Origin of the sequence: Nocardia sp. 852002-20019_SCH5090214, from assembly GCF_001665865.1 — a bacterium.
Lineage (GTDB): Bacteria > Actinomycetota > Actinomycetes > Mycobacteriales > Mycobacteriaceae > Nocardia > Nocardia nova.
The window spans coordinates 1-26,378 of sequence record NZ_LZMK01000091.1; the positions used below are offsets into that span (position 1 = coordinate 1).

Below are 26,378 nucleotides of genomic sequence, written 5' to 3' on the forward strand. Positions count from 1 at the left end.
GAGCTGGGTGGTCGCCATACTGGCGTGACCGAGCAGTTCCTGGACCACGCGCAGGTCGGCTCCGCCTTCCAGCAGATGGGTCGCGGCGGTGTGGCGCAGGCCGTGCGGACCCATGTCCGGAGCTCCCGGTACGGCCGAAACAACCTCGTGGACAACGGTTCTGGCCTGGCGCTGGTTCAGCCGGCGGCCGCGCCGGCCGAGCAGCAGCGCTCGCCCGGATTCGGTGGTGGCCAGGTGCGGGCGCCCGAAGTTCAGCCAATTCTCCAGTGCCCGATCGGCGGGCAGGCCGAACGGCACCGAGCGCTCCCTGTTGCCCTTGCCCAATACCCGCACCAGCCTCCTGCCCCGGTCCACGTCATCGATGTCGAGTCCGCACAGTTCGCTGACCCGGATTCCGGTGGCGTACAACATCTCCACCACGAGCCGATCCCGCAGAGCCATCGGGTCACGCTGCGCCGCACCGGATTCCGCGGCGTTCATGGCCGCATCGGCCTGATCCTTGCCCAGCACGGCGGGCAGCACCCGGTGTGCACGGGCCGAGCCCAGCCGTGGACCGGGATCGGCCGCGAGGCGGCCGGTGTGGGTCAGCCAGGCGGTGAACGTCCGCGCCGCCGAGGCACGCCGCGCCATGGTGGTCCGGGCGGCGCCCCCGGCCGATTGGTCGGCCAGCCACGATCGCAACAGCGGCAGATCGATCTCTCCCACCGCGGCATCGGGCGACCGGGCACACAGATGCTCCAACAGGGATCGCGCATCCCCGAGATAGGCCCGCACCGTGTGCGCGGACCGGTTGCGTCCCAGCAGCAGATGCCGTTCGTACTGCTCGAGCAGATCCACGAGATCGCCCGGTAATCCGTCCATTTCTCCACGTTCACCGGCGCCCGGCCCGCGCGCAAGCCACCGCGCCGACAGCAGTACGGAAGGACCCGCAGATCACCGCGGAGCACGCACGTCGCATTCGCCTTTCACGCCTCCTTTCGCACGGTGCGGAACCAGCCCGAACTGTCCGACCCGACCAGGCCGGCGACCTCGAGGCCAACCAGTGCCGCGCGCACCGCGTGGATGGCGAGGCCGCTCTCGTCGGCGATCTGTTTCGGCAGTCGCGAACCGGCCACCGGCAGTTCGGCGAAGACGGCCGCCTGGTCCCCGGCCAGACCGGCGCCGGCTTCGCTGCTCCCAGGCAGTGACAGTCGCAGCGGTCCGACCTCGTCGTGGATTTCGTCGACCCGACTGACGAGAATCGCTTCGCGGTCGCGGATCATCCGGTGGCAGCCGACCGACGCCGCGGCGGTGATCGGCCCCGGCACCGCGAGGGCCGGACGGCCCAGGCGCCGCGCCCATTTCGCGGTATTGCGCGCGCCGCTGCGCATGCCCGCCTCGATCACCAGCACCCCGTCGGACAGGGCGGCGATCAAGCGGTTCCGAGCCAGGAACCGGTGTTTGTGAGCGGCTGCGCCGGGCGGATATTCGCTCACCACCACACCCGTTTCGGCGATCTCGGCCAGGAGGCGTTCGTGCTGAGCGGGATAGGGCCGGTCGATCCCGCAGGCCAGCACGGCGATCGTGTTGCCGCCGACGGCCAGCGCCGCGCGATGCGCCATCCCGTCGATGCCGAAGGCGGCACCGGACACGATCGTCCAGCCGTGCGCGGCCAGTTCGCCCGCGAGTTCGGCGGTGACCTGTTCGCCGTATCCCGAGGAGCAGCGTGCGCCGACCACGGCGATGGCCTGTTCGGTGTACTGCTGCAGTGACAACGGACCGCGGGCCCACAGCACCAGCGGCACCCCGGCGTCGGCGTCGCGGGCCGGGTCGAGTTGCGTCAGGCCCAGCAGGCGCCACTGCGGCCACTCCGGATCGTCCGGCGTGATCACCCGTCCGCCGATGCGCGCCATCAGCTCGAGATCACGCTCGGCACGGTCGATCTCGCGCCGGCGTTCGGTCGGACCGCGCAGCGATGCGGGCAGATCGCATTCCCGCACCGCACGTGCGGCCTCCACCACGCCGACTCGTGCGATGAGCGCCGACAACGCCGGACACGGGCCCTCCACCACACGGGACAGATAGACCCACGCCAGCCGTTGTTCGTCCGCGTCGACGGTCACCAGGGACGCGACGCCACCACCCGAATCGCCGCCCCCGCCGACGCTGTGACCGGTCACCGCCACACCTCCGCGTCGCCACGGACGCCGCCCGCATGTCGCGGGTGGTGTCGCGGAACCGGACAGGCCCGTATCGCGGTCGTGTCGTCGCCCGACCTGCGAAACACGCTGTGGCTCTCCGGTCGTTCCCGACTCCGAGCGCGCTCGGCGACCACCGTCCCCACGCGGCCCATCGATCGACGGATCATCAATTCCCTCCCTTAACTCCGCATTCGGTCATCCGTACCCACGCCCACGCCCACGCCCATACGATGGGCGCCGACCGGCAACGCTCGACGCTTCAGGACACGCCGCGTTGCCGAAAGTTCAACGCCTGCAGCACGTCCTGCGCCGACGGCACTTCTCCCCCGCGTAGGTCGCAGACGGTCCAGGCGACTCGGATCGCCCGGTCCGCACCCCGGGCGGACATCCGGCCCTGACGCAGCGCGCTCTCCACCGGCGCCAGCGCATCCGCCGGCAGCCGGAAGCGCTGGCGCAGCACATGTCCCGGTACCTCAGCGTTGACGGTCCACCCGTACTCGGACCAGCGTCGCGTCGCGGCCCGGCGCGCCAGCTCGACCCGTTCCCGCACGACCACACTGGATTCGGCGTCGGAGGAAGTGAACGTCCCGGCGGCGTGCGCATGCATCTGGACCCAGATGTCGATGCGATCCATGAGCGGGCCTGACAGTTTGCCCAGATACCTGCGGCGGGCCAGCGGTGCACAGATGCAGTCGACGTCGCGGGCCGGAGCGCACGGACACGGATTCGCCGCCAGAATGAGCTGGAATCGCGCCGGGTATCGCGCCACGCCGTCACGACGGGCGATGCGAACCTCGCCCTCCTCCAACGGGGTTCGCAACGCCTCCAGCACCTTGGTGCCGATTTCGGCGCATTCGTCGAGGAAGAGGACGCCGCGATGCGCCCGGCTGACGGCACCCGGCCGTGCGGATCCGGAACCACCGCCCACCATCGCCGATACGGAGGTCGAATGGTGCGGTGCCACGAACGGTGCCGTCGTGATGAGCGGATGATCGTCGGACAGCGTCCCGGCCACCGAATGGATGGCGGTGACCTCCAGCGACTCCGATTCCGTCAACGCCGGCAACAGCCCCGGAAGACGTTGCGCCAACATGGTTTTGCCGATGCCGGGCGGGCCGGTCAGCAACAGATGGTGGCCGCCGGCCGCGGCCACCTCCAATGCCCAGCGAGCCTCGTCCTGTCCGACCACCTCGTTGAGATCGCCGATACTTCGCCGCGGGGCGGTGTAGCTACCGTCCGGCGCCGACAGTTCGCCCTCCCCGCGCAACCAGTCGATCAGCGCGCGCAGTGTCGGCGCCCCGAGCACAGTGACCCCGTCCACCAGCCCGGCCTCACCGAGCACCGACTCGGGCACCACGACGGTCCTGCGACCGGCGGTCCGCGCCGCCAGCACGGCGGGAAGAATGCCCCGCACCCGCCGCACCCGGCCGTCGAGGGCCAGTTCGCCGAGCAGGACCGTACCGGCGAGCTTCGACCCGGGCACCGAATCACCGGCGTGCAGCACGGCCGCTGCCAATGCCAGGTCGTACACGCTGCCGACCTTCGGCAACGTGGCGGGCGACAGGGCGAGGATGACGCGGCCGTCGGGCCACTTCTCCCCCGAGTTCGCGACCGCGGCCCGGACCCGGTCCCGCGATTCCTGCAGGGTGGTGTCCGGGCGCCCGACCAGATGAACCGACGGCAATCCCTGCCCGATATCGGCTTCGATCTCGACGAGTTGTCCGTCCACCCCGGTCACGGCCACCGAATGAGCGCGTCCCAGGGCCATCAGAACGCCGCCCGGACGTGCTCTATCCGCGGGTACCGGCCGGGGAGCAGCAGGACCGACACCACATCGAAGCGGACCCGCCGCCACGGTCCGCTCTGTTCGGCCAGCCACAGCAGCGCGAGCCGGCGAATGCGCTGCTGTTTGGCGAAGGTCACCGACTCGGCCGGTGTGCCGAACCCCAGCCCGGAACGGGTCTTGACCTCGACGAAGGCCGTGGTGTCCGCTTCCCGGGCGATGAGATCCAATTCGCCGTAGCGACACCGCCAATTTCGTTCGACGATCCGCATCCCGGCCCCCTGCAGGAACTGCGCGGCCAGTTCTTCTCCGTGGGCGCCGAGCGCCAGATTGTGTGCCACCTGCTCAGCATGCCGTCGGCGAAACTACGGTCCGCCGGTCTCACCTGCGGAAACAGAAAGCCTGTGGATGAACCCCGGGCTGTGGATCACCAGCCGGGCCGGCGACCGATCTCCCCAGGTCGGGCCCGCTCTCGCTACCTGCGCGCTATTCGGGGAGGCGCAGGTCCGGCTTCTCCAGTTCCTCGATGTTCACGTCCTTGAACGTGATCACGCGGACGTGTTTGACGAAGCGGGCGGGCCGATACATATCCCACACCCACGCATCCGACATCCGCACCTCGAAATACACCTCACCGTCGGCGTTCTGCGGGCGCAACTCGACAGAATTGGCCAGATAGAAGCGGCGTTCGGTCTCGACGACGTACGAAAATTGACCGACGATGTCCTTGTACTCGCGATACAGCGAGAGTTCCATCTCGGTTTCGTACTTCTCGAGGTCCTCGGCGCTCATGCCTCGCTCCGCTCGCTCATCGGGTGGAATATCCTCCTCTATCGCCACGAACGCGTGTAGCGTGCTCACATCATCCCGCATGGGCGGTATCGGCAGCCACCCGCCCGGTCTCCGCGGCCTCGGTGCCCCGGACATTGCGCCACGACCGGCGGTGTTCGTCACTGGGCCCGAGCCGCTCCAGCGCGGCCAGATGCTCGGGCGTGTTGTAGCCCTTGTGCGCGGCGAAGCCGTATCCGGGCAGGTCACGGTCCATCGCGACCATGATGCGGTCGCGCGTCACCTTGGCGAGGATGCTGGCCGCGGCGATACAGGCCGCCGCCGCGTCACCACCGATCACCGGCAGCGACGGGACGCTGATACCCGGCACCCGGAAGCCGTCGGTGAGTACGTAGCCGGGCCGCACCTCCAGACCCGCCACCGCCCGGCGCATGCCCTCGATATTGGCGACATGGATGCCGATCGCGTCGATCTCCCACGCGGGAATCACCACGACCTTCCAAGCCAGCGCCCGGCGCACGATCACCGGATACAGCTGCTCGCGCACGGCCTCGGTCAGCTTCTTCGAATCGTCCAGTCCCGCAAGGGAATCGTAGGCCTTGGGCGCGAGCAGACAGGCCGCGACCACGAGCGGACCGGCGCAGCACCCCCGGCCCGCCTCGTCGACACCCGCGACCGGACCGAGACCACTGCGGATCAGCGCCGCTTCCAGCGTGCGCAGGCCACCGGCTCGCCGCATCACCACTCGCGGCGGCCAGTCTCCTGTGCGAACCACCGGCCGGATGATCTTGCCGCCCTTACCGTTGCGCATCGTGCGTCGCGATGTCTCCGCCACTGCACCTACCGTTCGACTATCCCGTGACTCGATTATCTCGCGCCGCGCGCCTCAGTTCGTCTGCGGATTCTGTGACCGGACCGGGCCGATCCGGCTCGGCGGCCAGATCTTGAACACCGCCTTACCGCGCACTGCGTCGACCGGCACGGTGCCGGAGTACTCGTCGTCGACATGGGCGCGCGAGTCCGCGGATTCGTTGCGGTTGTCGCCCATCACCCACAGATTGCCCTCGGGCACCTTCACCGGGCCGAATTCGCGGCCGCGCGGGTCGATCGACAGCCCGCCGGCCACCTTGGTCGCATAGGCCAGCCCCGGCTGATAGGGGTAGATGTAGTGCGCGTACGGCTCGTCGAGCGGTTTACCGTCGACCATCACCCGGCCCTGCGCATCGCAGCACTGCACGGTCTGACCGCCGGTCGCGATCACGCGCTTGACCAAGTCGTTCTCATCCGGCGGCACCAGTCCGAAGAACGAGAAGAAGTTCTGCACGCCGCGCACGACGACATTGCTGGAGCGGTTGGAGTGGTAGGACTTGTTCCACGAACCGCTCGGGCCGACGAATACCACGACGTCGCCGGGCTTGGGATCACCGAAGTCGTAGCTCAGCTTCTCGACATAGATCCGGTCGCCCGTGCAGCCGGTGCAGCCGTGCAGCGTCGGTTCCATCGACTGTGACGGGATCACATACGGCCGGCCGATGAAATTCACCACCAGCGCCGCGATCACGGCGGCGATGACGATCAGGATCGGCAGTTCCTGCCAGAAGGGCCGCTGCTTCCGCTTGCGCCTGCCGCGCCGACTGCGCGATGCGGACTCGTCTTTGCGTTCGCCACCGGCACGTTTGTCATCGGCTCCGGGCACCGCCACCGACTCGCTTTCGTCTGCCACGCCGAACAGGTTATCCCGCAGCCATGTTCGTCGTCGCCCCGGCGCACCCTGCGTGCCGAGAAGGCGGGCATATCCCGGCCGGTAAAAGGAAAACCCCCGGTCGCGAGGACCGGGGGCGGGCGTGAACGGGCAGAGCCCTGATGTTCAGCGCTTCTCCTTGATCTTGGCGGCCTTGCCGCGCAGATCGCGCAGGTAGTACAGCTTGGCCCGGCGGACGTCACCGCGGGTCACCACATCGATGTGGTCGATGTTGGGGCTGTGTACCGGGAAGGTGCGCTCGACACCCACGCCGAACGACACCTTGCGCACGGTGAAGGTCTCGCGGATGCCGCCGCCCTGGCGGCGGATGACCGCACCCTTGAAGACCTGGATGCGCTCCTTGTTACCTTCGATAACCTTCACGTGCACGTTCACCGTGTCACCCGGGCGGAAGTCCGGGATATCGGTGCGCAGCGACTTTTCGTCGACGAAGTCGAGGGTGTTCATTTCCGTCCTTTGGAAGTTCGCGTGAACAGAGGAACCTGGCGGCAACTGCTCGGCCGGTTCGTGCTCCGGATATTGGGCGGTGCGCCGGGTCGAATGCGCCCAGAGCAACCTGAGCATTGTGCCAGATCAGGCCGCTGCGGGAAAAATCGCCCCCGGGATCCGCGTCGTCCCGGCGTCAATGTCCGGTGTGCTGTGGGTGGGCCGCCGTCAGGTCGCCCGCGTCGGCCGGTCCCGGCGTACCCGCCGGTGGCGGCGCGGCGGCAGGCCCGGTGCGGTCCGGTCCGTCGTGCATGGTGGCCCGCATCGCTCTGGTCCGCAGGTGGGCGGGCGGAGCGGGGACCACGGTACGCGCCAATTCTTGCTCGGCCGCACTGCGGACGTGCGCGACATCGGGTTTGCCGGCGACCAGATCCTGCACGAAGATCTTGGCCCGGATCACCGGCCGCCGGTACCGGCGTTCGCGCACGACCGCCCGGTACATCAGGCGGCGGCGCTCGCCGTAGCGCCAGCGGGCCCACGGCGCACCCGGCCGGCTCAGCCGCAGTGCGCCCACGACCAGCAGCGGCAGGAAGAACATGCCGAACAATCCGGTCCAGATCTTGCCCTTGGCGATGACGATCGCGGCCAGCACCAGATTCACCAGCGCGAAGATGCCGAGGAAGCTGCGTCCCGCGACGCTGTTGTCGTGCCGGATGTCGTTGACGTCGAGCAGCCACAGCGGGTGGAAGCCGAGCAACAGCAACCCGGTGACCGCGACCGCGACGAACACCGCATCGACGGAGGTGCGTCCCTGTTCCTCCCAGTACACGTCGCGCAGGTAATAGATCAGCGCGAATTCGTCGAGCACCAGCGCCGCGCCGACACCGAAGGTCGAGGCGAGCGCGGAGATCGTGCCGACCCCGGTGTTGTAGGTCGCGACCAATCCCAGTCCCGAGGCCAGAACCAGCACCACGCCGAACACCATGTGGTGAATGTGCACGTTGCCGGCGCGCAGGTTGCCCGGCCACCAGCGCACCTGCTTGCGAATCATCCGCACACTGAGCCGGATCAACAGGAATCCGACGATGAAGCCGAGCAGGAAGCACAGCAACGGCAGGCGTCCCTCCGCGAGGATCGCGTCGTCGAACCAGCGCCGCACAGCCGTCGTCCCCTCATTCGGAACCGGGGTGTCGGGGTAGTGATGCCCCGCGAGGCCGATCATCGAGACCTGACCCCGCGACTCCATTGTCCCGTACCCGGCCGCCGCAGTCGGGGCAAACCCGAATGCGGCGGCCGCCGAGGCTTACCGCCCGAAACCGGCGCGGCGCAGCGCATCCGCCATCGAGCCCGACGGTTCGGGCGCACCGCGACGCTGCTGATTGCGGCCCTGTCCCTTGTTCTGGCCACCGCCACGGTTCTGTCCGCCGCGATCCTGGCCTCCGCGATCCTGGCCTCCGCGATCCTGGCCGCCGCGGCCCTGATTGCCCTGGCCGCCGCGCGGCTGACCACCCCGGTTCTGCCCGCCGCGCTGGCCCGCGCCGCCCTTCTCGGCTTTGCCCGCGCCGGGCTCGTCGTCCAGACGCAGGCTCAGGCCGATGCGCTGGCGGGCGACGTCGACCTCCAGCACCTTCACCTTCACCACGTCACCGGATTTCACGATCTCGCGGGGATCGCGGACGAACGAATGCGACATGGCCGAGACGTGGACGAGACCGTCCTGATGGACACCCACATCGACGAAGGCGCCGAAGGCGGCCACGTTCGTCACCACACCTTCGAGCACCATGCCGGGTTCGAGGTCGGCGACCTTTTCCACGCCGGCGGCGAATTCGGCGGTCTTGAATTCCGGGCGCGGGTCACGGCCGGGCTTCTCGAGTTCGGCGATGATGTCGGTGACGGTCGGCACACCGAATTTCTCGTCGGTGAATTCGCCCGGCCGCAGTGCCCGCAGGGCCGAGGTGTTGCCGATCAGGCCGGGCACGTCGCGTCCGGTCGCCTCCAGGATCCGGCGCACCACGGGATAGGCCTCGGGGTGCACGGCCGAGGAGTCCAGCGGGTCGTCGCCGCCGCGGATGCGCAGGAAGCCCGCGCACTGCTCGAATGCCTTGGGGCCCAGCCGCGGAACCTCCAGCAGCGCGGTGCGGCTGCGGAACGGGCCGTTCTGATCGCGATGCGCGACAATCGATTCCGCGACCGAGGAGGCGATGCCGGAGACACGGGACAGCAGCGGCACGGAGGCGGTGTTGACGTCGACACCGACCGCGTTCACCGCGTCCTCGACCACCGCGCCCAGCGACCGGGCCAGCAGGGTCTCGGAGACGTCGTGCTGGTACTGGCCGACGCCGATGGACTTCGGCTCGATCTTCACCAGTTCGGCCAGCGGATCCTGCAGCCGCCGCGCGATCGAAACCGCGCCGCGCAGCGAGACGTCCAGTTCCGGCAGTTCCTGCGAGGCGTACGCGGAGGCGGAATACACCGAGGCGCCCGCTTCCGAGACCACGATCTTGGTCGGCTTCCGCGCGCCGGGCGTCGCACCGATCCGCGAAATCAGTTCCACGGCAAGGGCATCGGTCTCCCGGGAAGCGGTGCCGTTGCCGATCGCGATGAGCTCCACGTCGAACCGCGCCACCAGCGCCCCGAGCACCGCCAGCGACTTCTCAGTCTGGCCCTGCGGTTTGTGCGGATAGATCGTCTCGGTGGCCACCACCTTGCCGGTGCCGTCCACCACGGCCACCTTCACGCCGGTGCGGTAGCCCGGGTCCAGGCCCATGGTGGTGCGGGTGCCGGCGGGTGCGGCGAGCAGCAGGTCACGCAGGTTGGCGGCGAAGATGTCGACGGCGTCCTTCTCGGCGGACTGCCGCAACCGCATCCGGATATCGATGCCGAGGCTGACCTGCAGTTTGGTCCGCCACGCCCAGCGCACGGTGTCGAGCAGCCAGGTGTCGGCCGGGCGCCCCTGGTCGGCGATGCCGAACTTGTGCGCGATCCGGCCCTCGTAGATGGTGCGCTGCCCCGGCTCCGGTTCCTCGGTATCGGATTCGAGCGACAGGCTCAGCACGTCTTCCTTCTCGCCGCGCAGCAGCGCCAGGATGCGGTGCGAGGGCAGTTTGGCGAACGGTTCGCTGAACTCGAAGTAGTCGGCGAATTTGGCCCCGGCCTCTTCCTTGCCGGTCCGGACCCGCGAGGTGACCTGGCCGCGCTCCCACATCAATTCGCGCAGTTCACCGACGAGGTCGGCGTCTTCGGCGAATCGCTCGACCAGAATCGCGCGGGCCCCGTCGAGCTGTTCGGCGGTGTAGCCGGACGGATCGGTGGTGGGGTCGCCGATGAGGGCGTCCGCGACCGGTTCGTGTCCGGCCTCGCGGGCGATCTGCGCCTTGGTGCGCCGCTTCGGCTTGTAGGGCAGGTAGATGTCCTCGAGGCGGGCCTTGGTCTCCGCGAGCATGATCTGCTGTTCCAGCGCGGCATCCAACTTGCCCTGTCCGCGAATGGATTCCAGGATCGAGTTCCGGCGCTCGTCGAGTTCGCGCAGGTAGTGCAGCCGCTCCTCCAGTTGCCGCAGCTGCGCGTCGTCGAGCCCGCCGGTCACCTCCTTGCGGTAGCGGGCGATGAACGGCACGGTCGACCCGCCGTCGAGCAGCTCTACGGCGGCACGGACCTGTTCGTCACGGACCGAGAGCTCCTCGGCGATCCGCCTGCCGACACTGGCCAGGCGCACCTTTCCAGGGGCGGCGGCTTCCGTGCCGGTGGTTGCTTCGGTGCTGACGGGTTCGGAGGCTGTCGTCACGCTGGCTGACACTACCGTCGGCCTCCGACAGCGGACCAGGTGGAGCGCCCGGTGCGCACGCAGCCGCACCCGGTGCCGGCGCGCCGCGAACGGAAATGACCGAAAACCGGCTGGCCACAGCCTCGCCGACCTCGTGACTGCGAACGAACTGGGCAACCCCGGCGACCACACATCCGCACCCCGTATGGGCGCGTCGGCCACGTCCTGCACGCGATGCGGCGACACGGCGAATGCGACGCCTCGACCGGTGAAGTCCTGTCGCGCAGAGTTTTCGGCTACTCCGGCGGCAGCAGATCCGGGCGGCGCTCCCGGGTGCGCCGCAGTGACTGTTCACGGCGCCACGCGTCGATGCGCGCGTGATTGCCCGACAGCAGAATCTCGGGCACATCGAGTCCGCGCCAGCTCACCGGCCGGGTGTAGCTGGGACCTTCGAGCAGCCCGTCGGAGAACGAATCCTGTTGGTGGGAGGCCTGATTGCCCAGGACGCCGGGGATCAGGCGCACCACCGCCTCGGCCATCACCAGCACGGCGGCTTCCCCGCCGATCAGGACGTAGTCGCCGATGCTGACCTCTTCCACCCGGACCCGGCGGGCGGCATCGTCGAAGACGCGCTGATCGATCCCCTCGTAGCGGCCGCAGGCGAAGACCAGATGCGATTCGGCGGACCAGCGCTGGGCGGTTTCCTGGGTGAACGGCACTCCGGCCGGGGTCGGCACGACGAGCAACGCCTCGTCCGGGCACACCTCGTCGAGCGCGTCACCCCAGACGACGGGTTTCATGACCATGCCCGGCCCGCCCCCGTAGGGAGCGTCGTCGACCGACTGGTGCACGTCGTGGGTCCAGCGCCGCAGATTGTGCACGCCGAGCTCGACGATGCCCTTCTCGATCGCCTTGCCCAGCAACGCCGTCCGCAGCGGCTCGAGATATTCGGGGAAGATGGTGACGACGTCGATGCGCAGAGCTGACGAGCGCTGCGCGGGATCGTCGGCTCCGGTGCCCATCGCTACTCCTCGTCCAGCAGGCCTTCGGGTGGGTCGATCACGATCAGGCCCTCGGCGACCGACACGGTCGGCACGATCGCGGTCACGAAGGGCACCAGGATTTCCCGGCCGGCACGCCCGCCGGCGCCCGCACCGGCCCGGATCGACAGCAGTTCGCCCGCGGCCGAATGCAGGACCTCGTTCACGGTGCCGATCTCGGTGCCGTCCGCGAGCCGAACGCTCAGACCTTCGAGTTCGTGGTCGTAGAACTCGTCGGGATCCTCCGACGGCGGGAGTTCCGCGGTATCGACGAGAAACAGAGTGCCGCGCAACGCATCCGCGGCGGTACGGTCGCCGACACCCTCGAGACGAACGAGAAGCCGGCCCGAATGCTCTCGGGCCGACTCCACCGTGAATATGTCCACCGCTTCGCTTCTCGGCGCCCGGCCACGCAGGCGGGCGCCGGGAGCGAAGCGGAGTTCGGGTTCGTCGGTACGTACCTCGACCACGAGTTCGCCGCGCACACCGTGCGATTTGGCGACCCGCCCGACTACCAGTTCCATCTACTGATCGGTATCGACCACGTCGACCCGGATACCGCGGCCACCGATGCCGGCGACCAGGGTGCGCAGCGCGGTCGCGGTACGACCGCCGCGGCCGATCACCTTGCCCAGATCATCGGGGTGGACGTGGACCTCGACGGTGCGTCCACGCCGGCTGGTGATCAGATCGACGCGCACGTCGTCCGGATTGGCGACGATGCCGCGCACCAGGTGCTCGACGGCATCGGCGACGACCGCACTCATTACTCGGCAGCCTCGGTCGCGGCCTCGGCCTCACCCTCGGCGGCCTTGGACTTCTTCTTCTTGGGGGTGACGGCCTCGGCGACCGGCTCGCTGTCGGCGGCGGCCAGGGCAGCGTTGAACAGGTCCAGCTTGCTCGGCTTGGCGGCCTTGACCTTCAGGGTGCCCTCGGCGCCCGGCAGGCCCTTGAACTTCTGCCAGTCGCCGGTGATCTCCAGCAGACGCTTGACCGGCTCGGTCGGCTGCGCGCCGACGCCCAGCCAGTACTGCACGCGCTCGGAGTCGACCTCGATCAGCGAGGGCTCTTCCTTCGGGTGGTACTTGCCGACATTCTCGATGGCGCGGCCGTCGCGGCGGGTGCGCGCATCGGCGACGACGATGCGGTACTGGGGGTTGCGGATCTTGCCCAGACGGGTCAGCTTGATCTTGACAGCCATGGCTGTATCAATGCCTTTCGATGGCGGCCGCCCGAGGGCAGCCTGAGTGGTCACGGCGCAATTCAGCAGCCCGCACGGGGTGCGGACCCGGTTTTGCGTTGAGTGTGTGACCGCCGCGCGGTACGTAACCGGAGACGGGCTGACACTGTCCCCGAATACGGAACCGCGAGCGAGTCGCGGTCGTCGACGAGGACGGTCGTTCATTGTGCCAGACGCGCCCGCGCCCGGAGAAATCGCCCCGCATCGAGCGGGCCGTTTCCCCGAGCACGCGCAGGTCGGTGACCAGCGCCGTTGCCGCGCAGTTCGTCGCCCCGACGGCCCTAGCGGTGTCCGGTGACCGGATCCCGGCCCGGGTACACCCGCCCGCGCAGGACGACGTAGGCCGGGGCGTCGAGCGCATCGCGACTCGACCGCGGATCGGTGCGGTAGACGACGAAATCGGCCGGTGCGCCGTCCTCGATACCCGGTCGGCCGAGCCACTCCCGGGCCCGCCACGAGGCCGCGGCCAGCGCCTCGTGCCGCGACAGCCCGGCACCGGCCAGCGCGTCGATCTCGTCGGCGATGCGGCCGTGCCGGATCGAACCGCCGGCGTCGGTGCCGGTGTAGATCGGCACCCCCGCCGCGTGGGCGTCGGCGACGGTGTCGCGGACCCGGCGGTGCAGATCGCGCATATGGGCGGCGTAGACCGGAAATTTGGTCGCACTGTCGGCGATGTCGGGGAAGGTGTCGATATTCACCAGCGTGGGCACCAGAGCGGTGCCGTGTTCGGCCATCATCTCGATGGTGTCGTCGGTGAGTCCGGTGCCGTGCTCGAGGCAGTCGATTCCGGCGTTGATCAACCCTGGTAGCGCGTCTTCACCGAAGACGTGCGCGGTGACGCGGGCTCCCTCCCGGTGCGCGGCGTCGATGGCCTCCTTCAGGATCGCGTCGCTCCACAACGGCCGCAGATCACCGGCGGACCGATCGATCCAGTCGCCCACGATCTTGACCCAGCCGTCGCCGAAGCGGGCCTGTTCGGCAACGATATCGGGCAGGTCGCGCTCGTCGTCCAGTTCGATGCCCAGTTCGCGGATATACCGCTTGGGACGGGCGATGTGGCGGCCGGCCCGGATGATCTTCGGCAGTTCGTGATGATCGTCGATGAAGCGGGTGTCGATGGGGGATCCGGCATCGCGCAGCAGCAGCGCACCCGCGTCGCGTTCCACCTCCGCCTGCGCGATCGCGCCCTCGCGATCCTCGTGCCCGCCGCCGTAGCGAATGCCGACGTGGCAGTGCGCGTCGACCAGCCCCGGCACGATCCACCCTGTGTCACACACGGTTTCGGCGTCACGCACCGGTTCGAAGGAGATCAGCCCGTCGCGGACCCACAGATCGCGCACCTCGTCGCCGGGAAGGACCACCCCACGCAGATGCATCCGCATATCGCTCCTCACCACATCGCCGGAAGCCGATCGCCGCCCGACCCCAACCTACCGGGACTTCCGCGGCGAGGCCGGTCGGCGATAGTCGTCACCTCATTCGCCGACGGGGCGGGCCGCGCGCAGCAGGATGTCGGCGACGGCTCGCGCCTGTCGCGCCACCTCGGGGTCGTCGTGCATCGCGGCCGTGACCATCGCGCCGTTGGCGATGATCAGCAACTGGTCGGCCACGGATTCGGGCAGCGCACACTCGGTCACGAGATCAGCCAGATAGTCACGCACCGCACGCTTGTGCCGGGCGGCGATCCGGCCGACCTCATCGGATGTGCCGCCCAGTTCCCCCACCGTATTGATGAACAGGCAGCCGCGGAAATCGGGCCCGCTGAACCACTCGTACAGGAAGTCGAACACCGCGAGCACCCGCTCCCGGGGAGTGCTCGCGTTGTCGTCGACGTACCGCGCGAGCGCGGTGCGCACGTCGTTGTCGCGCCGCGTCAAGACCGCGTGCACGAGATCGGACTTCGAGGGAAAGTCGCGGTAGAGCCGTTTCAGCGGCACATCCGCGGCATCTCGGATCGCGTCCATACCGACGCCCTGAATTCCGCGTTCGTTGAACAGCCGGTCGGCCGCGTCGAGGACCCGCGCGGCATCCGCTTCACCCTGCACAACCGTCTCCCTTGCGTGAGAACCATCGTTCTCCTATGCTACCGGAGTCCGCCGAGAACGCTCGTTCTCCCAATGACGGATCTTCCGATCGAAAGGAATCACCATGTCCGCCTTCGCCACCCGACAGCACACGACCACGGTCCGTGGACTCGAGGTGTTCTATCGGGAAGCCGGAAATCCGGACCGTCCGACCCTCGTGCTGCTGCACGGCTTCCCGTCCAGCTCGCACATGTTCCGCCACCTCATGTCCGAGCTGTCCGACGAGTTCCACCTCGTGGCGCCGGACTTCATCGGGTTCGGCAACTCGGCCGCGCCGGGCGTCGACGAATTCGACTACAGCTTCGACCAGCTCGCCGACATCACCGAAGAGCTACTCGATCAGCTGGGCGTGCGGCGCTTCTCGCTCTACATCCAGGATTACGGCGCCCCGATCGGGCTGCGGATCGCAAGCCGCAATCCAGAGCGGGTGACGGCGCTGATCTCGCAGAGCGGCAACGCGTACCTCGAAGGCTTCACCCCGTTCTGGGATGTCCTGTTCGCCCATGCGAAGGACCGGGCAGCCAACGAAGCGGCGGTCCGAGAACTGTTGGAGCCCAAGTGGACTCAATGGCAGTACACCCACGGCGTACCCGCCGACCGGATGGACCGGCTGGCTCCGGAAGCCTGGCAACTCGACCAGGCCAAGCTGGATCGGCCCGGCAACGACGCGATTCAGCTGCAGTTGTTCTGGGATTACCAGTTCAATCTGGACGGGTATCCCGCCTATCAGCAGTACTTCCGCACCCACCAGCCTCCGACCCTCATCACCTGGGGCCGTAACGACGAGGTGTTCGGTGCCGCCGGGGCAGAGGCCTACCTGCGTGATCTCCCGAATGCCGAGCTGCATCTGCTCGACGCCGGACATTTCGCACTGGAGACACACGGCGACGAGATAGCGGCATACATCCGCGACTTCCTCCGGCGCGCACTATGACATCCGGCTCGCCGCGGCGTCACGCCGCGGCGAGTGGAGCGGGTCGATAGGACTCAGTTCTTGGGGAACTTCAGCTTGGACAGGTCGAAACCCTCCAGGCCCGGCGGCAGTTCGTCCAGCCCCTTGGGCATATTGGACAGATCCGGCATCCCCGCGGCGGGCATCCCCGGCATTCCGCCCGGCATCCCCGGCATGCCCGGGAATCCTCCGCGCATGCCCTTCGGCGGAGTCGGGCCACGTCCGCCCTTCTTCCCCTTCTTCCCCTTCTTGCCCTTGGCGTTTCGCCGCGACCCCGGCAGGCCCATCTGCCGGCCCATCGCAGCCATCATCTTGCGGGCTTCGAAGAAGCGGTCGACCAGCTGGTTCACGTCGGAGACGGTGACGCCGGAACCGTTGGCGATGCGCAGGCGGCGAGAGGCGTTGATGATCTTGGGGTTGGCCCGCTCGGCGGGGGTCATACCGCGGATGATGGCCTGCACCCGGTCGAGCTGTTTGTCGTCGACCTGGGCCAGCACATCCTTCATCTGGCCGGCGCCCGGCAGCATGCCGAGCAGGTTGCCGATCGGGCCCATCTTGCGGATGGCCAGCATCTGGTCGAGGAAGTCCTCGAGGGTGAGCTCGCCGGAGCCGATCTTGCGGGCGGCCTCCTCGGCCTGCTGCTGGTCGTAGACCTGTTCGGCCTGTTCGATCAGGGTGAGCAGATCGCCCATGCCGAGAATGCGGCTCGACATGCGGTCGGGGTGGAAGACGTCGAAGTCCTCGAGCTTCTCACCGGTCGAGGCGAACAGGATCGGGACGCCGGTGACCTCGCGGACCGACAGCGCGGCGCCACCGCGGGCGTCACCGTCGAGCTTGGTGAGCACGACACCGGTGAAACCGACACCGTCGCGGAAGGCCTCCGCCGTGCTGACCGCGTCCTGGCCGATCATGGCGTCGAGGACGAACAGCGTCTCGTCCGGGTGCACCGCGTCGCGAATGCCGGCGGCCTGGCGCATCAACTCCTCGTCGATACCGAGGCGGCCCGCGGTGTCGACGATGACGATGTCGTAGTGCTTCTGCTTCGCTTCCTCGACACCGGCCTCGGCGACGCGGATCGGGTCGGCGGCGGTGACGCCCAGGGCGTTGTCGCCGCCACCGATCGAGGTGCCCGGATGCGGGGCGAACACCGGCACACCGGCTCGTTCGCCGACCACCTGCAGCTGGGTGACGGCACCCGGCCGCTGCAGGTCACAGGCCACCAGCAAAGGCGTATGCCCTTGGCCCTTCAGCCATTTCGCGAGCTTGCCCGCGAGTGTGGTCTTACCGGCACCCTGCAGACCGGCGAGCATGACGACCGTGGGCGGGTTCTTCGCGAACTGCAGGCGCCGGGTCTCGCCACCGAGGATGCCGATCAATTCCTCGTTGACGATCTTCACGACCTGCTGCGCGGGGTTCAGCGCGGCCGACACCTCGGCGCCCTTGGCGCGTTCCTTGACGCGGGCGATGAACTCCCGCACCACCGGCAGCGCCACGTCCGCCTCGAGCAGGGCGAGCCGGATCTCGCGCGCGGTCGCGTCGATATCGGCCGGTGACAGACGCCCCTTGCCACGCAGATCCTTCAGGGCACCGGTCAACCGGTCGGAAAGGGATTCGAACACCGATCGCGCTCCTGGTCTCGTCGAGGGACGTCACTCGGGTTACCAGGGTACGGGCAACTCCGCGATCGGTGGATTCGCCCTAGTCGAAGCCCCGCCGCCGGCCGGGCGGCGGGCTCGTCACCGGCCTGCGGTCAGGACAGCGCGCTGTGCCGCGGCCGCGGGGCCCGGCTGAAGTCGTGCTGTTCGTAGGCCACCAGATAGACGGCCTCGCGGCCGGTCAGACCCAGTGGCAGTGCCATGGCGTCCAGGGTCGCCCAGTCGGCGTCACCGGGTGCACCGTCGACGAGCGCGCCGGCCAGCTTCATGGCCGCCACCGCCTGCCCGCCGGTCAGCGTGCGGCCCGGAAGCCAGGACACCACCCAGTGGTCGCCGCCGACACAGCGAGCGATGTGGTGGGTCGAATCGCTGGTGATCATGGATGAGGACACGACTTCGTTTGCCATCGACCTGCTCCCCTCAACGCACCCAACTCGCCGGACAGGTACAGCAACAGCTCGAACAGCTTGCGATCACGATCAACTTCACGATCTACACCAGATCGTAGAGTGGCGGACATCACATCCAGCAGAGGTTGCCGCAACGATCTGGTTACCGCGTTACGGACCAAACGACCAGGTTGCCCCGATAACCGGGCGAAGGTTGGTAAACCTAACCGGCACCCGTGGCGGTGTCCGTTTCGCTCGGTTTCTTCGGCTCCTGATGCGGGACGACCCCCAGCAGTGCCGCCTCGATGGCACGGCGGCGCTGCGGGGTGTCGTCCTCGCCCAGACCGAGGCCGAACGAGTCGACCACCACCGAGCCCATCGTGTCGGCCTTCGCCCACCGCACATCCGCGCCCTGGGCGGCCAATGCCGCGGCCAACCGGCTGAGCAGGCCGATGCGGTCCTCGGCACGCAGTTCGAGCACCAACTCACCGGGCCGGTCGACCTCGATCCAGATCACCCTCGGCTCGGCCTGGGCGTACGGACTGGTTCGAGCCGCCGCGTCGCGCTCCTTGTCCGCGAGCACGGAGGCCAGCTTCAGATCGCCGTTGATCGCGCGGATCAGCTCCTGGCGCAGCAGTCCGGCGTCGGGCGGATTGCCGAAGGTCGGTGTCACCACGAAGGTGTCGATCGCGGTGTCACCCGAGGCCGCCAGCGTCGCGGACAGCACCCGCAGGGAATGCAGGGCGAGCACCCCGGCCGCCTCCGAGAGCAGGCCGGGAGTATCGGGGGCGACGACCGTCACGTGGTGAATGTAGCGTCCGTCGCCGGGAGTCAGTTCCACGTGCACACCACCGGCCGCGGCCCTGTCCAGCACGGCCGCGTCGACCACCGCCGGCGTCGGCGAAACCCGTTGTGGTGCGGGCTCTCCCGCCATCGCGGCATGGCCGCGGCGCACCAGTTCCGCGATCAGGGAGGCCTTCCACTCCCCCCACACGCCCGGGCCGGTCGCCAGCGAATCGGCCTCGGCGAGGGTGTGCAACAGCTCCAGCAACTGCCGGTCACCGCCCAGCGCCTCGACCACACCGGCGGCGGTCGCCGGATCGTCGAGATCGCGCCGGGTCGCGGTCTGCGGCAACAGCAGATGATGCCGCACGATCGTCGCCAGGCTGTGGACATCGTCGGGCCACAGGCCCAGCCGCTGACCGATCCGATCGGCCAGTTCGGCACCCACCACACTGTGATCCTCGGTGCGGCCCTTGCCGATATCGTGCAGCAACGCTCCGAGCAGCAGCAGGTCCGGCCGGGCGACCCGGGTGCTCAGCGCACCGGCGTAGGCGACGGTCTCGACCAGGTGGCGGTCGACGGTCCAGGTGTGCACGGCATCGCGGGGCGGCAGATCGCGCACTGCCCCCCATTCCGGAAACAGCCTGCCCCACAAGCCGGTTCGATCCAGGGCCTCGACCGCGTCGATGGTGCCTCGGCCGGCGCCGAGCAGCACCAGCAGATCGTTGAGCGCCTCCCGCGGCCACGGCTCGCGCAGTTCGGGGGCATCCTCGGAGAGGCGGTTGAGGGTGGTCGCCGACATCGGCAGGCCGGTGCGCGCCGAGGCGGCGGCGACCCGCAGGATCAGGCCGGGATCGCGCTGCGGCCGGGCGTCGCGGGCCAGCACCACCTCACCGGCATGTTCGACCACGCCCTCGTCGAGCGGGCGGCGCACGGGCAGGCGCCGCAATCGGGCCAGACCGCGGCGCGGCAGCGCGTTGGCCGCGGTGCGCAGGCCGACGTCGACCGAATAGACGACCGTGCGCGCCGCATCGCTGAGCGTGCGCGCCAGATCGAATCGATCGCCGATGCGCAGGGCGGCGCCGATTTCGTCCGCGTCCTGGGCGCGCAGCTGATCACGGGAACGCCCGGCCACCCGGTGCAGTTCGGTACGCACGTCGAGCAACCGGCGATGGGCGGCCTCGAGACCACCGCCGGGAACGTCGGGTCCCAGGCCGGGCATGGCGTCGGTCAGCTGGGCGATGGCCAGCGCGTCGAGCAGCTGGATATCGCGCAAACCGCCGCGCCCATTCTTGAGGTCCGGTTCGGCCCGGTGCGCGATCTCACCGTTGCGCTTCCACCGCGCCTGCGTCTGCTCCACCAATTCGCCGAAGCGGGAACGGATTCCGGTCCGCCATTCGCGGCGCACGCCACCGATGAGCAGATTGCTCAACTCCGCGTCGCCGACGATGTGGCGGGCATCGAGCATGCCCAGCGCGGCGGTGAGATCGTCGGCAGCCACCCGCAGCGCCTGCGGCACGGTCCGCACGCTGTGGTCGAGCTTGATGTGGGCGTCCCACAGCGGATACCAGAGCCGGTCGGCCACCTCGGCGACCCGCGCCGGGTCCACGTCGTCGTGCAGCAGCATCAGATCCAGATCGGAATACGGCAGCATCTCGCGCCGTCCCAGTCCGCCGACCGCCACCACGGCCAGCCCGCTGTCGGCGGTGATGCCCAGCTCCGCGCCCTTCGTGGTCAACCACAGCTCGTGCAGGTCGACCAGCGCCTGCCGCAGCGCCTCGGCGCTCAGCCTGGGCCGCCGGGCATCACCACCGTCGAGCAGTTGATCTCGTGCGGCCACCAGATCCTTGGCGCCCTGGGACAATTCGTCTGCACTCATACCCGCAACCACCACCCGTTCATGCGGGCAGCCCCGTCCCCGGCCGGTGCCAGGGAGCGGGGCTGCCCGAATCGTTCATCTCCTATAGTGCGTCGGCACCGCGTTCACCGGTTCGGACCCGGATCACCGATTCGACGGGGGTCACCCAGACCTTGCCGTCACCGATCTTTCCGGTGCGCGCGGCCTCGACGATCACCTCGACGACCTTCTCGACCGAGGCGTCGTCCACGACGACCTCGACCCGGACCTTCGGCACGAAATCGACCGAGTACTCCGCGCCGCGGTAAACCTCGGTGTGCCCCTTCTGGCGGCCGTACCCCTGGACTTCGCTGACCGTCATTCCCAGCACACCGGCCTGCTCGAGCCCGGACTTGACGTCCTCGAGTGTGAACGGTTTGACGATTGCAGTGATCAGTTTCATTGCGTCATGCCTCCTTGACGGCGGTACGTGCCGTGCCACCCACAGCAGCGAAATCGTATGACGTCTCCGCGTGCTCCGACTCGTCCATACCCTTGAACTCGTCTTCCTCGGAAGCACGAATGCCGATCGTGTACTTGATGATCAGACCCAGAATCAGCGAGACGACGAAGGAGAACGCCAGCACGGTGAAGGCACCGACGGCCTGCTTGCCGAGCTGGTCGAAACCACCGCCGTAGAACAAGCCCTTCGCGCCGCCGGAGGCCGCGCCCGATTCCGGGGCGAGGAACAGACCGATCAGCAGCGTACCGACCACACCGCCGACCAGGTGCACACCGACCACGTCGAGCGAGTCGTCGAAGCCGAGCTTGAACTTCAGGCCGACCGCCAGCGCGCACAGCACACCGGCCACCGCGCCGATCACCAGCGCGCCCAGCACGTTCACAGACGAGCAGGACGGGGTGATCGCGACCAGACCCGCGACGATGCCCGAGGCGGCGCCGAGGCTGGTGGGCTTGCCGTCGCGGAACTTCTCCACGACCAGCCAGCCGAGCATCGCGGCGCAGGTGGCGAAGGTAGTGGTCAGGAAGGTGGAACCGGCCAGGCCGTTGGAGCTCACCGAGGAACCGGCGTTGAAGCCGAACCAGCCGAACCACAGCAGACCGGCGCCGAGCATGACGAAGGGCAGGTTGTGCGGGCGCATCGGCGTCTTCGGCCAGCCCTTGCGCTTGCCGAGCACCAGGCACAGCGCCAGGCCCGCGGCACCGGCGTTGATGTGCACCGCGGTACCACCGGCGAAGTCGATGGCCTGCAGCTTGTTCGCGATCCAGCCGCCGTGGTGGACGATGTTGCCCGCGGCGTCCTTGACGTCGAAGTCGAAGACCCAGTGCGCGACCGGGAAGTAGACGATGGTCGACCACGCGATCGCGAAGACCACCCACGCGCGGAACTTCATGCGGTCGGCGACCGCACCCGAGATCAGGGCCACGGTGATGATGGCGAACATCAGCTGGAAGGCCACGAACACCGTCATCGGGATGGTGCCGGCCAGCGGAATGTTCACCTGATCCACCGCGGACGCACCGGTCGACGGGTCGGCCGGGCTGGCCTTGACGGCGTTGGTGCCGATCAGGCCCTTGAGCCCGAAGAACTGGGCAGGGTTGCCGATCAGGCCTAGTTTGTTGTCACCGAATGCCTCGGAAAAGCCGTAGAGCGACCACAGCACGCCGACGATGCCCATCGCGCTGATGCTCATCATGATCATGTTGAGCACGTTCTTCGACCGGACCATGCCGCCGTAGAAGAACGCCAGTCCAGGGGTCATCAACAAAACGAGCGCGGAGCTCGCCAGCATCCACGCGGTGTCGCCGGTGTCGGGCACACCGAGCAAGGGATACGCCACCTTGTTCCTCCTCATCTCGGGCCCGGCCGAACTGCGGCAAACGAGCCTGCACAGAAGGGTCGCGATCGGGTGTTTCATCCGTGCCGCCGCGATGTTTCGCATGCGTGAACGGATCAGCTTCCCGTGTTGCTACCAGGTTTCGGCGCGCACACAGCGCATGTCGGCGCACTGTGAGGACCGTGTCGAAATGAGGAGGAACTGCCGTTTTGCTTCTCGCCGCTACCCGAGGAGGGCGTCGACGAATGCGGACGGTTCGAAGGGGGCCAGATCGTCGGCGCCCTCGCCGAGGCCGACCAGTTTCACCGGCACACCGAGCTCGTGCTGCACCTGGAAGACGATGCCGCCCTTGGCGGTGCCGTCGAGTTTGGTGAGCACCACGCCGGTGATGTCGACGACCTCGGCGAAGACCCGGGCCTGGGTGAGCCCGTTCTGCCCGACGGTCGCGTCGAGCACGAGCAGGACCTCGTCGACGGCGGCCTTCTTCTCCACCACGCGCTTGACCTTGCCCAGCTCGTCCATCAGACCGGTCTTGGTGTGCAGCCGGCCCGCGGTGTCGACCAGGACCGCGTCGACTCCCTCCTCGATGCCGGCGCTGACCGCGTCGAAGGCCACCGATGCCGGATCCGCGCCCTCGCGGCCGCGCACGGTGTCGGCGCCGACCCGTTCGCCCCAGGTCTGGAGCTGGTCGGCGGCGGCGGCGCGGAAGGTGTCGGCGGCGCCGAGCAGCACGCGACGGCCGTCGGCGACGAGCACGCGCGCCAATTTGCCGGTGGTGGTGGTCTTACCGGTGCCGTTCACGCCGACGACCAGCAGAATCGACGGGTGGTCGGCATGCGGCAGCGCCCGGATCGAACGATCCAGGTCCGGGCGCAGGGCCTCGATCAGCACATCCCGCAGCACCTGCCGGGCCTGTTCGGAGGTGCGCACGCTGCGCGCGGCCAACTCCTCGCGCAGTCGCTCGACCACGGTCGTCGTGACCGAGGTGCCGAGGTCGGCCATGACCAGGGTGTCCTCGATCTCTTCCCACGAGTCCTCGTCGAGGTCGCCACCGCCGAGCAGACCGAGCAGACTCTTGCCGACCGCGTTCTGCGACCGTGACAGCCGCCCGCGCAGGCGGGTGAGGCGCCCGGCGGTGGGTTCGATCTCCTCGACCGCGGCGGGCTCGGGCACCGGGGCCGTGGGTGTCGGTGCGGTGGGCGTCGGCGCGGTCGGGGCGGGTGCGGTCGGGGCCGAATCCGCCGGAGCGGTCTCGGGCGGCTCGACGGGGGCGGGCGCGATCGTGGCGGCGCCGTCGGTCGAGGGCGGCGCGGCGGGAGCTTCGGCCGGGGCTTCCACCGGGGCCGCCTCGGCCGGTGCTTCGGGCGCGGCCACGCCGTCGCCGGGTGTTTCCGTCGTTTCCGGCTCGACGGTCGGCGCGGTCGCGCTCGCCCCGTCCGCCGGGCGGTCGGCAAGGGTCTCCGGTTCGGGCAACCGCACGTCGGTGATGGTCCGGCGCACCGAGTCGCGCGGGATGGCGGCGTCGTCGCCGACATGCGGCTGACCTTCGTCGTCGGTGCGTTCGATCGGGACCGGTTCGGGGCGCGGTGGCGTCAGTGTGCCCGAGCCCGCGCCGCTCTGACTGAAATTGAAGCCACCGGCTGCGGTATAGCCACCCGACCGGTCGGTCAGCTGCTTGTCCTGTTCCTCCGCCGGGGTGATGCTCACTCGGCGGCGCTTGTACAGGACGAATCCGGCAACGAACGCCACCAGTAGTACGGCGACGATCGCGGCGATCAGAATCCAGGCTTGCGCAGTCACGGCTCCCATCCTGTCAGAACCCGCGAACGCCCCCGCGTGGCGGCAGGCAGGTGTTGCGCCCGCGGCGGTACGGGTGATTCGTCACTCTCCGCGCAACGATCCGCGAACCCCCGACACGCCGACGACGTCGGACGATAGGGCGTCCGGCCACGCATCACCGGCAACCGTCCGGATACCAACCGCCCAAGGCGCGGCGAATCCGACACAGAGACAATAGGATCGGCTCGTGACCGATCGAAATGTGCTTGGGGGACCGCTGGAGGAGTGTGGCACCGATCCTCTCACCGGCTTCTACCGGGACGGCTGCTGCAGCACCGGCCCCGAGGATCTGGGTAGCCACACCGTCTGCACCGTCGTGACCCAGGAGTTCCTGGAGCATCAGAAATCGATCGGCAACGATCTGCTCACCCCACGTCCGGAGAACAACTTCCCCGGACTGCAACCCGGCGACCGCTGGTGTGTGGTCGCGGTCCGGTGGCTGCACGCCCACGAGGACGGGGTGGCCGCGCCGGTCGTTCTGGCCGCGACCCACGAGAACGCGCTCGAGGTCGTGCCGATGGAAACCTTGCGCAAATACGCCGTCGACGTCCCCGACGACGTCAGCGATCTGCTGTGATCGCTCACCGGCCCGTCGATCGAGCCTGAGCATCGCGCTCCCGGCGACCGGGAGGTTCGGCGCACGGCGCGATGGTCAGGCGGCCGCGAACAGGCGGACCGCGGTATTGCGCAGCCCGATGGCCGGACGCGATCCCGGCACCATCAGCGCCGAAGCGAATCGAACCCCTCGATGTGCCGCGCCGATCCGATCGCGATGCCGCTGCTCGTAGCGTCCCCATGCCGCGGCCGGGTCGTGCGGCGCTGTCGCGAGCTCCTCGGCCAGGGTGTGCGCACCCGCGATGGCCAGGCTCGATCCGTCGCCGAACAGCGACAGGCATGAGGCCGCGTCTCCCACGAGGGCGACCCGGCCCCGGGACCAGCGCGGCAGCGATACCTTGCTGACGGCGTCGAAGTAGAGGTCACCGCCGGCGCGCACCTCGTCGAGCACATCCTCGAACGGTCCCATCCGCCCCGCGAATTCCGCGACCAGCAATCGACGCTGCGCCTCGCTGTCGCGGTGGTCCAGACCGGCCACCGGCGCCCGCCGGAACATGAAGGCCGCGATCGGACGGCCGCCCGCGGGATGGACCGATATCGATCGGCCCGGCGAGTTGTACATGACCACCTCGTGCTCGCTCGCGGACCGCGTGACGGGGACAGTGGCGATGTAGATCCCCATGTGCCGCACGAATTCCCGGTCGTCGCCGAAGGTCAGCCGCCGAACCGCCGAATGCAGTCCGTCGGCGCCGAGCACGTAGTCGTAGTGCGCTCGCTCCCCCGATTCGAAGCCGACGGTAACCCCCGCGCCGGACTGCTCGATCTCGGAAATACCGTCGCCCCACCGCATCCGGACGCGGTCGCCGGAGGCGGCGGCGAGAATGGTGGCCAGATCCGCGCGGGCGAGCTCCACGTCACCGCGGTCTCGATCGCCCACCCGCATGGATGCGCGGCGCCGGCCGCGCGCGTCGACGAACCGTAGCCGGTCCACATCCGTTGCGGCCGCGCGCAATTCGGGCAGGACGCCCATAGCGGTCACCACGTCGAGCGCCGGTCCGCGCACATCGACCGGATTACCGCTGGACCGCGATCCGGCGGCCCGCTCGACGACGGTCACCTCGAATCCGTATCGGCTCAGCCAGTAGGCCAGCGTCGATCCCGCGATTCCGGCTCCGGAAACGAGCACCTCAACCATGTCGCCACCTCCCAAGTGGACGAATTTCGTCCGCTTAGGTAGATGGTAGATTAAGTGGACACAATTCGTCCACTTGTTGAGCACGACTGGAGCCGCCGATGGTCCTGGAACCGACCCACCCGGATTCCCTGCGCGCCGACGCTCGCAGCAATCGCGATCACATCCTGCTCGCCGCCGCGCAACGAGCCTTCGCCGAATCCGGAACGTCGGTGTCGCTGGCCGAGATCGCCCGCCGCGCGGGGCC

25 protein-coding genes are annotated in these 26,378 nt (G+C 68.8%); 2 read left to right on the forward strand and 23 right to left on the reverse strand.

The window, feature by feature from the left end:
• From A5780_RS07760 to A5780_RS07835, 16 genes are all read right to left on the reverse strand, one after another.
• A partial coding sequence (locus tag A5780_RS07760) for a tyrosine-type recombinase/integrase (RefSeq protein WP_064908119.1) occupies window positions 1-861 on the reverse strand: 861 nt, incomplete at its 3' end.
• A 104-nt stretch (window positions 862-965) separates the two neighbouring features.
• Window positions 966-2,102, reverse strand: coding sequence for a DNA-processing protein DprA (dprA, locus tag A5780_RS07765; RefSeq protein WP_063018397.1), 1,137 nt, complete (start codon window positions 2,100-2,102; stop codon window positions 966-968).
• Window positions 2,103-2,439: 337 nt separating this feature from the next.
• Entirely contained in the window at window positions 2,440-3,948 is a 1,509-nt protein-coding gene (locus A5780_RS07770) for a YifB family Mg chelatase-like AAA ATPase (RefSeq protein WP_064908120.1), read from the reverse strand.
• A complete protein-coding gene (locus A5780_RS07775) occupies window positions 3,948-4,304 on the reverse strand; it encodes a YraN family protein (RefSeq protein ID WP_064908121.1) in 357 nt (118 codons plus the stop codon). Before A5780_RS07775 ends, A5780_RS07770 begins: the two co-directional genes overlap by 1 nt.
• 145 nt (window positions 4,305-4,449) lie before the next feature.
• The gene (locus A5780_RS07780) at window positions 4,450-4,755 is read right to left on the reverse strand and encodes a DUF2469 domain-containing protein (protein ID WP_011210678.1); all 306 of its coding nucleotides are present in this window, start codon (window positions 4,753-4,755) and stop codon (window positions 4,450-4,452) included.
• 70 nt (window positions 4,756-4,825) lie between these two features.
• Window positions 4,826-5,563 carry a ribonuclease HII gene (locus tag A5780_RS07785; RefSeq protein WP_064908125.1) on the reverse strand — a complete coding sequence of 246 codons (738 nt, stop codon included), beginning with the start codon at window positions 5,561-5,563 and terminating at the stop codon, window positions 4,826-4,828.
• Between the two features lie 75 nt (window positions 5,564-5,638).
• Window positions 5,639-6,475 (reverse strand): signal peptidase I, encoded by an 837-nt coding sequence (lepB, locus tag A5780_RS07790; protein ID WP_169812472.1) that lies wholly within the window; start codon window positions 6,473-6,475, stop codon window positions 5,639-5,641.
• Between the two features lie 144 nt (window positions 6,476-6,619).
• Entirely contained in the window at window positions 6,620-6,961 is a 342-nt protein-coding gene (rplS, locus tag A5780_RS07795; RefSeq protein WP_030513071.1) for a 50S ribosomal protein L19, read from the reverse strand.
• 175 nt (window positions 6,962-7,136) lie between these two features.
• Entirely contained in the window at window positions 7,137-8,099 is a 963-nt protein-coding gene (locus A5780_RS07800; protein ID WP_082857414.1) for a hypothetical protein, read from the reverse strand.
• 144 nt (window positions 8,100-8,243) lie between these two features.
• Entirely contained in the window at window positions 8,244-10,727 is a 2,484-nt protein-coding gene (locus A5780_RS07805; RefSeq protein ID WP_082976335.1) for a Tex family protein, read from the reverse strand.
• Window positions 10,728-11,002: 275 nt separating this feature from the next.
• Window positions 11,003-11,686, reverse strand: coding sequence for a tRNA (guanosine(37)-N1)-methyltransferase TrmD (gene trmD, locus A5780_RS07810; RefSeq protein WP_030513068.1), 684 nt, complete (start codon window positions 11,684-11,686; stop codon window positions 11,003-11,005).
• A gap of 44 nt (window positions 11,687-11,730) precedes the next feature.
• Window positions 11,731-12,270 carry a ribosome maturation factor RimM gene (gene rimM / locus A5780_RS07815; RefSeq protein ID WP_063018387.1) on the reverse strand — a complete coding sequence of 180 codons (540 nt, stop codon included), beginning with the start codon at window positions 12,268-12,270 and terminating at the stop codon, window positions 11,731-11,733.
• Entirely contained in the window at window positions 12,271-12,513 is a 243-nt protein-coding gene (locus A5780_RS07820; protein WP_036503663.1) for an RNA-binding protein, read from the reverse strand. It lies immediately after the preceding gene.
• Complete coding sequence (rpsP, locus tag A5780_RS07825) at window positions 12,513-12,947, reverse strand: 30S ribosomal protein S16 (RefSeq protein WP_030513065.1); 435 nt, start codon at window positions 12,945-12,947, stop codon at window positions 12,513-12,515. Before rpsP ends, A5780_RS07820 begins: the two co-directional genes overlap by 1 nt.
• 320 nt (window positions 12,948-13,267) lie before the next feature.
• Window positions 13,268-14,362, reverse strand: coding sequence for an amidohydrolase family protein (locus A5780_RS07830; protein WP_063018405.1), 1,095 nt, complete (start codon window positions 14,360-14,362; stop codon window positions 13,268-13,270).
• A gap of 99 nt (window positions 14,363-14,461) precedes the next feature.
• The gene (locus tag A5780_RS07835) at window positions 14,462-15,031 is read right to left on the reverse strand and encodes a TetR/AcrR family transcriptional regulator (RefSeq protein ID WP_064908122.1); all 570 of its coding nucleotides are present in this window, start codon (window positions 15,029-15,031) and stop codon (window positions 14,462-14,464) included.
• Between the two features lie 103 nt (window positions 15,032-15,134).
• Here A5780_RS07835 and A5780_RS07840 point away from each other — a divergent pair, with 103 nt between their 5' ends.
• Window positions 15,135-16,004, forward strand: a complete 870-nt coding sequence (locus A5780_RS07840; RefSeq protein ID WP_064908123.1) for an alpha/beta fold hydrolase — start codon at window positions 15,135-15,137, stop codon at window positions 16,002-16,004.
• A 53-nt stretch (window positions 16,005-16,057) separates the two neighbouring features.
• Here A5780_RS07840 and ffh read toward each other — a convergent pair whose 3' ends face one another.
• The 6 genes from ffh to ftsY form a co-directional block, all read right to left on the reverse strand.
• Window positions 16,058-17,641 carry a signal recognition particle protein gene (ffh, locus tag A5780_RS07845; protein WP_030513061.1) on the reverse strand — a complete coding sequence of 528 codons (1,584 nt, stop codon included), beginning with the start codon at window positions 17,639-17,641 and terminating at the stop codon, window positions 16,058-16,060.
• 131 nt (window positions 17,642-17,772) lie between these two features.
• Window positions 17,773-18,084, reverse strand: a complete 312-nt coding sequence (locus A5780_RS07850; RefSeq protein WP_063018393.1) for a hypothetical protein — start codon at window positions 18,082-18,084, stop codon at window positions 17,773-17,775.
• Window positions 18,085-18,289: 205 nt separating this feature from the next.
• A complete protein-coding gene (locus tag A5780_RS07855; protein WP_082941162.1) occupies window positions 18,290-20,728 on the reverse strand; it encodes a [protein-PII] uridylyltransferase in 2,439 nt (812 codons plus the stop codon).
• Between the two features lie 82 nt (window positions 20,729-20,810).
• Window positions 20,811-21,149, reverse strand: coding sequence for a P-II family nitrogen regulator (locus A5780_RS07860; protein ID WP_030513058.1), 339 nt, complete (start codon window positions 21,147-21,149; stop codon window positions 20,811-20,813).
• A 4-nt stretch (window positions 21,150-21,153) separates the two neighbouring features.
• Window positions 21,154-22,563, reverse strand: a complete 1,410-nt coding sequence (locus tag A5780_RS07865; RefSeq protein ID WP_030513057.1) for an ammonium transporter — start codon at window positions 22,561-22,563, stop codon at window positions 21,154-21,156.
• A 204-nt stretch (window positions 22,564-22,767) separates the two neighbouring features.
• Window positions 22,768-24,354, reverse strand: a complete 1,587-nt coding sequence (gene ftsY / locus A5780_RS07870) for a signal recognition particle-docking protein FtsY (RefSeq protein WP_228794119.1) — start codon at window positions 24,352-24,354, stop codon at window positions 22,768-22,770.
• Window positions 24,355-24,571: 217 nt separating this feature from the next.
• Between ftsY and A5780_RS07875 the strand changes: the two genes are divergently transcribed.
• Complete coding sequence (locus tag A5780_RS07875) at window positions 24,572-24,961, forward strand: DUF2237 family protein (RefSeq protein WP_030513055.1); 390 nt, start codon at window positions 24,572-24,574, stop codon at window positions 24,959-24,961.
• A gap of 75 nt (window positions 24,962-25,036) precedes the next feature.
• Here the strand turns inward: A5780_RS07875 and A5780_RS07880 are convergent, their stop codons facing one another.
• Window positions 25,037-26,134 carry an FAD-dependent oxidoreductase gene (locus A5780_RS07880; protein ID WP_064908124.1) on the reverse strand — a complete coding sequence of 366 codons (1,098 nt, stop codon included), beginning with the start codon at window positions 26,132-26,134 and terminating at the stop codon, window positions 25,037-25,039.
• Window positions 26,135-26,378 lie beyond the last annotated feature (244 nt).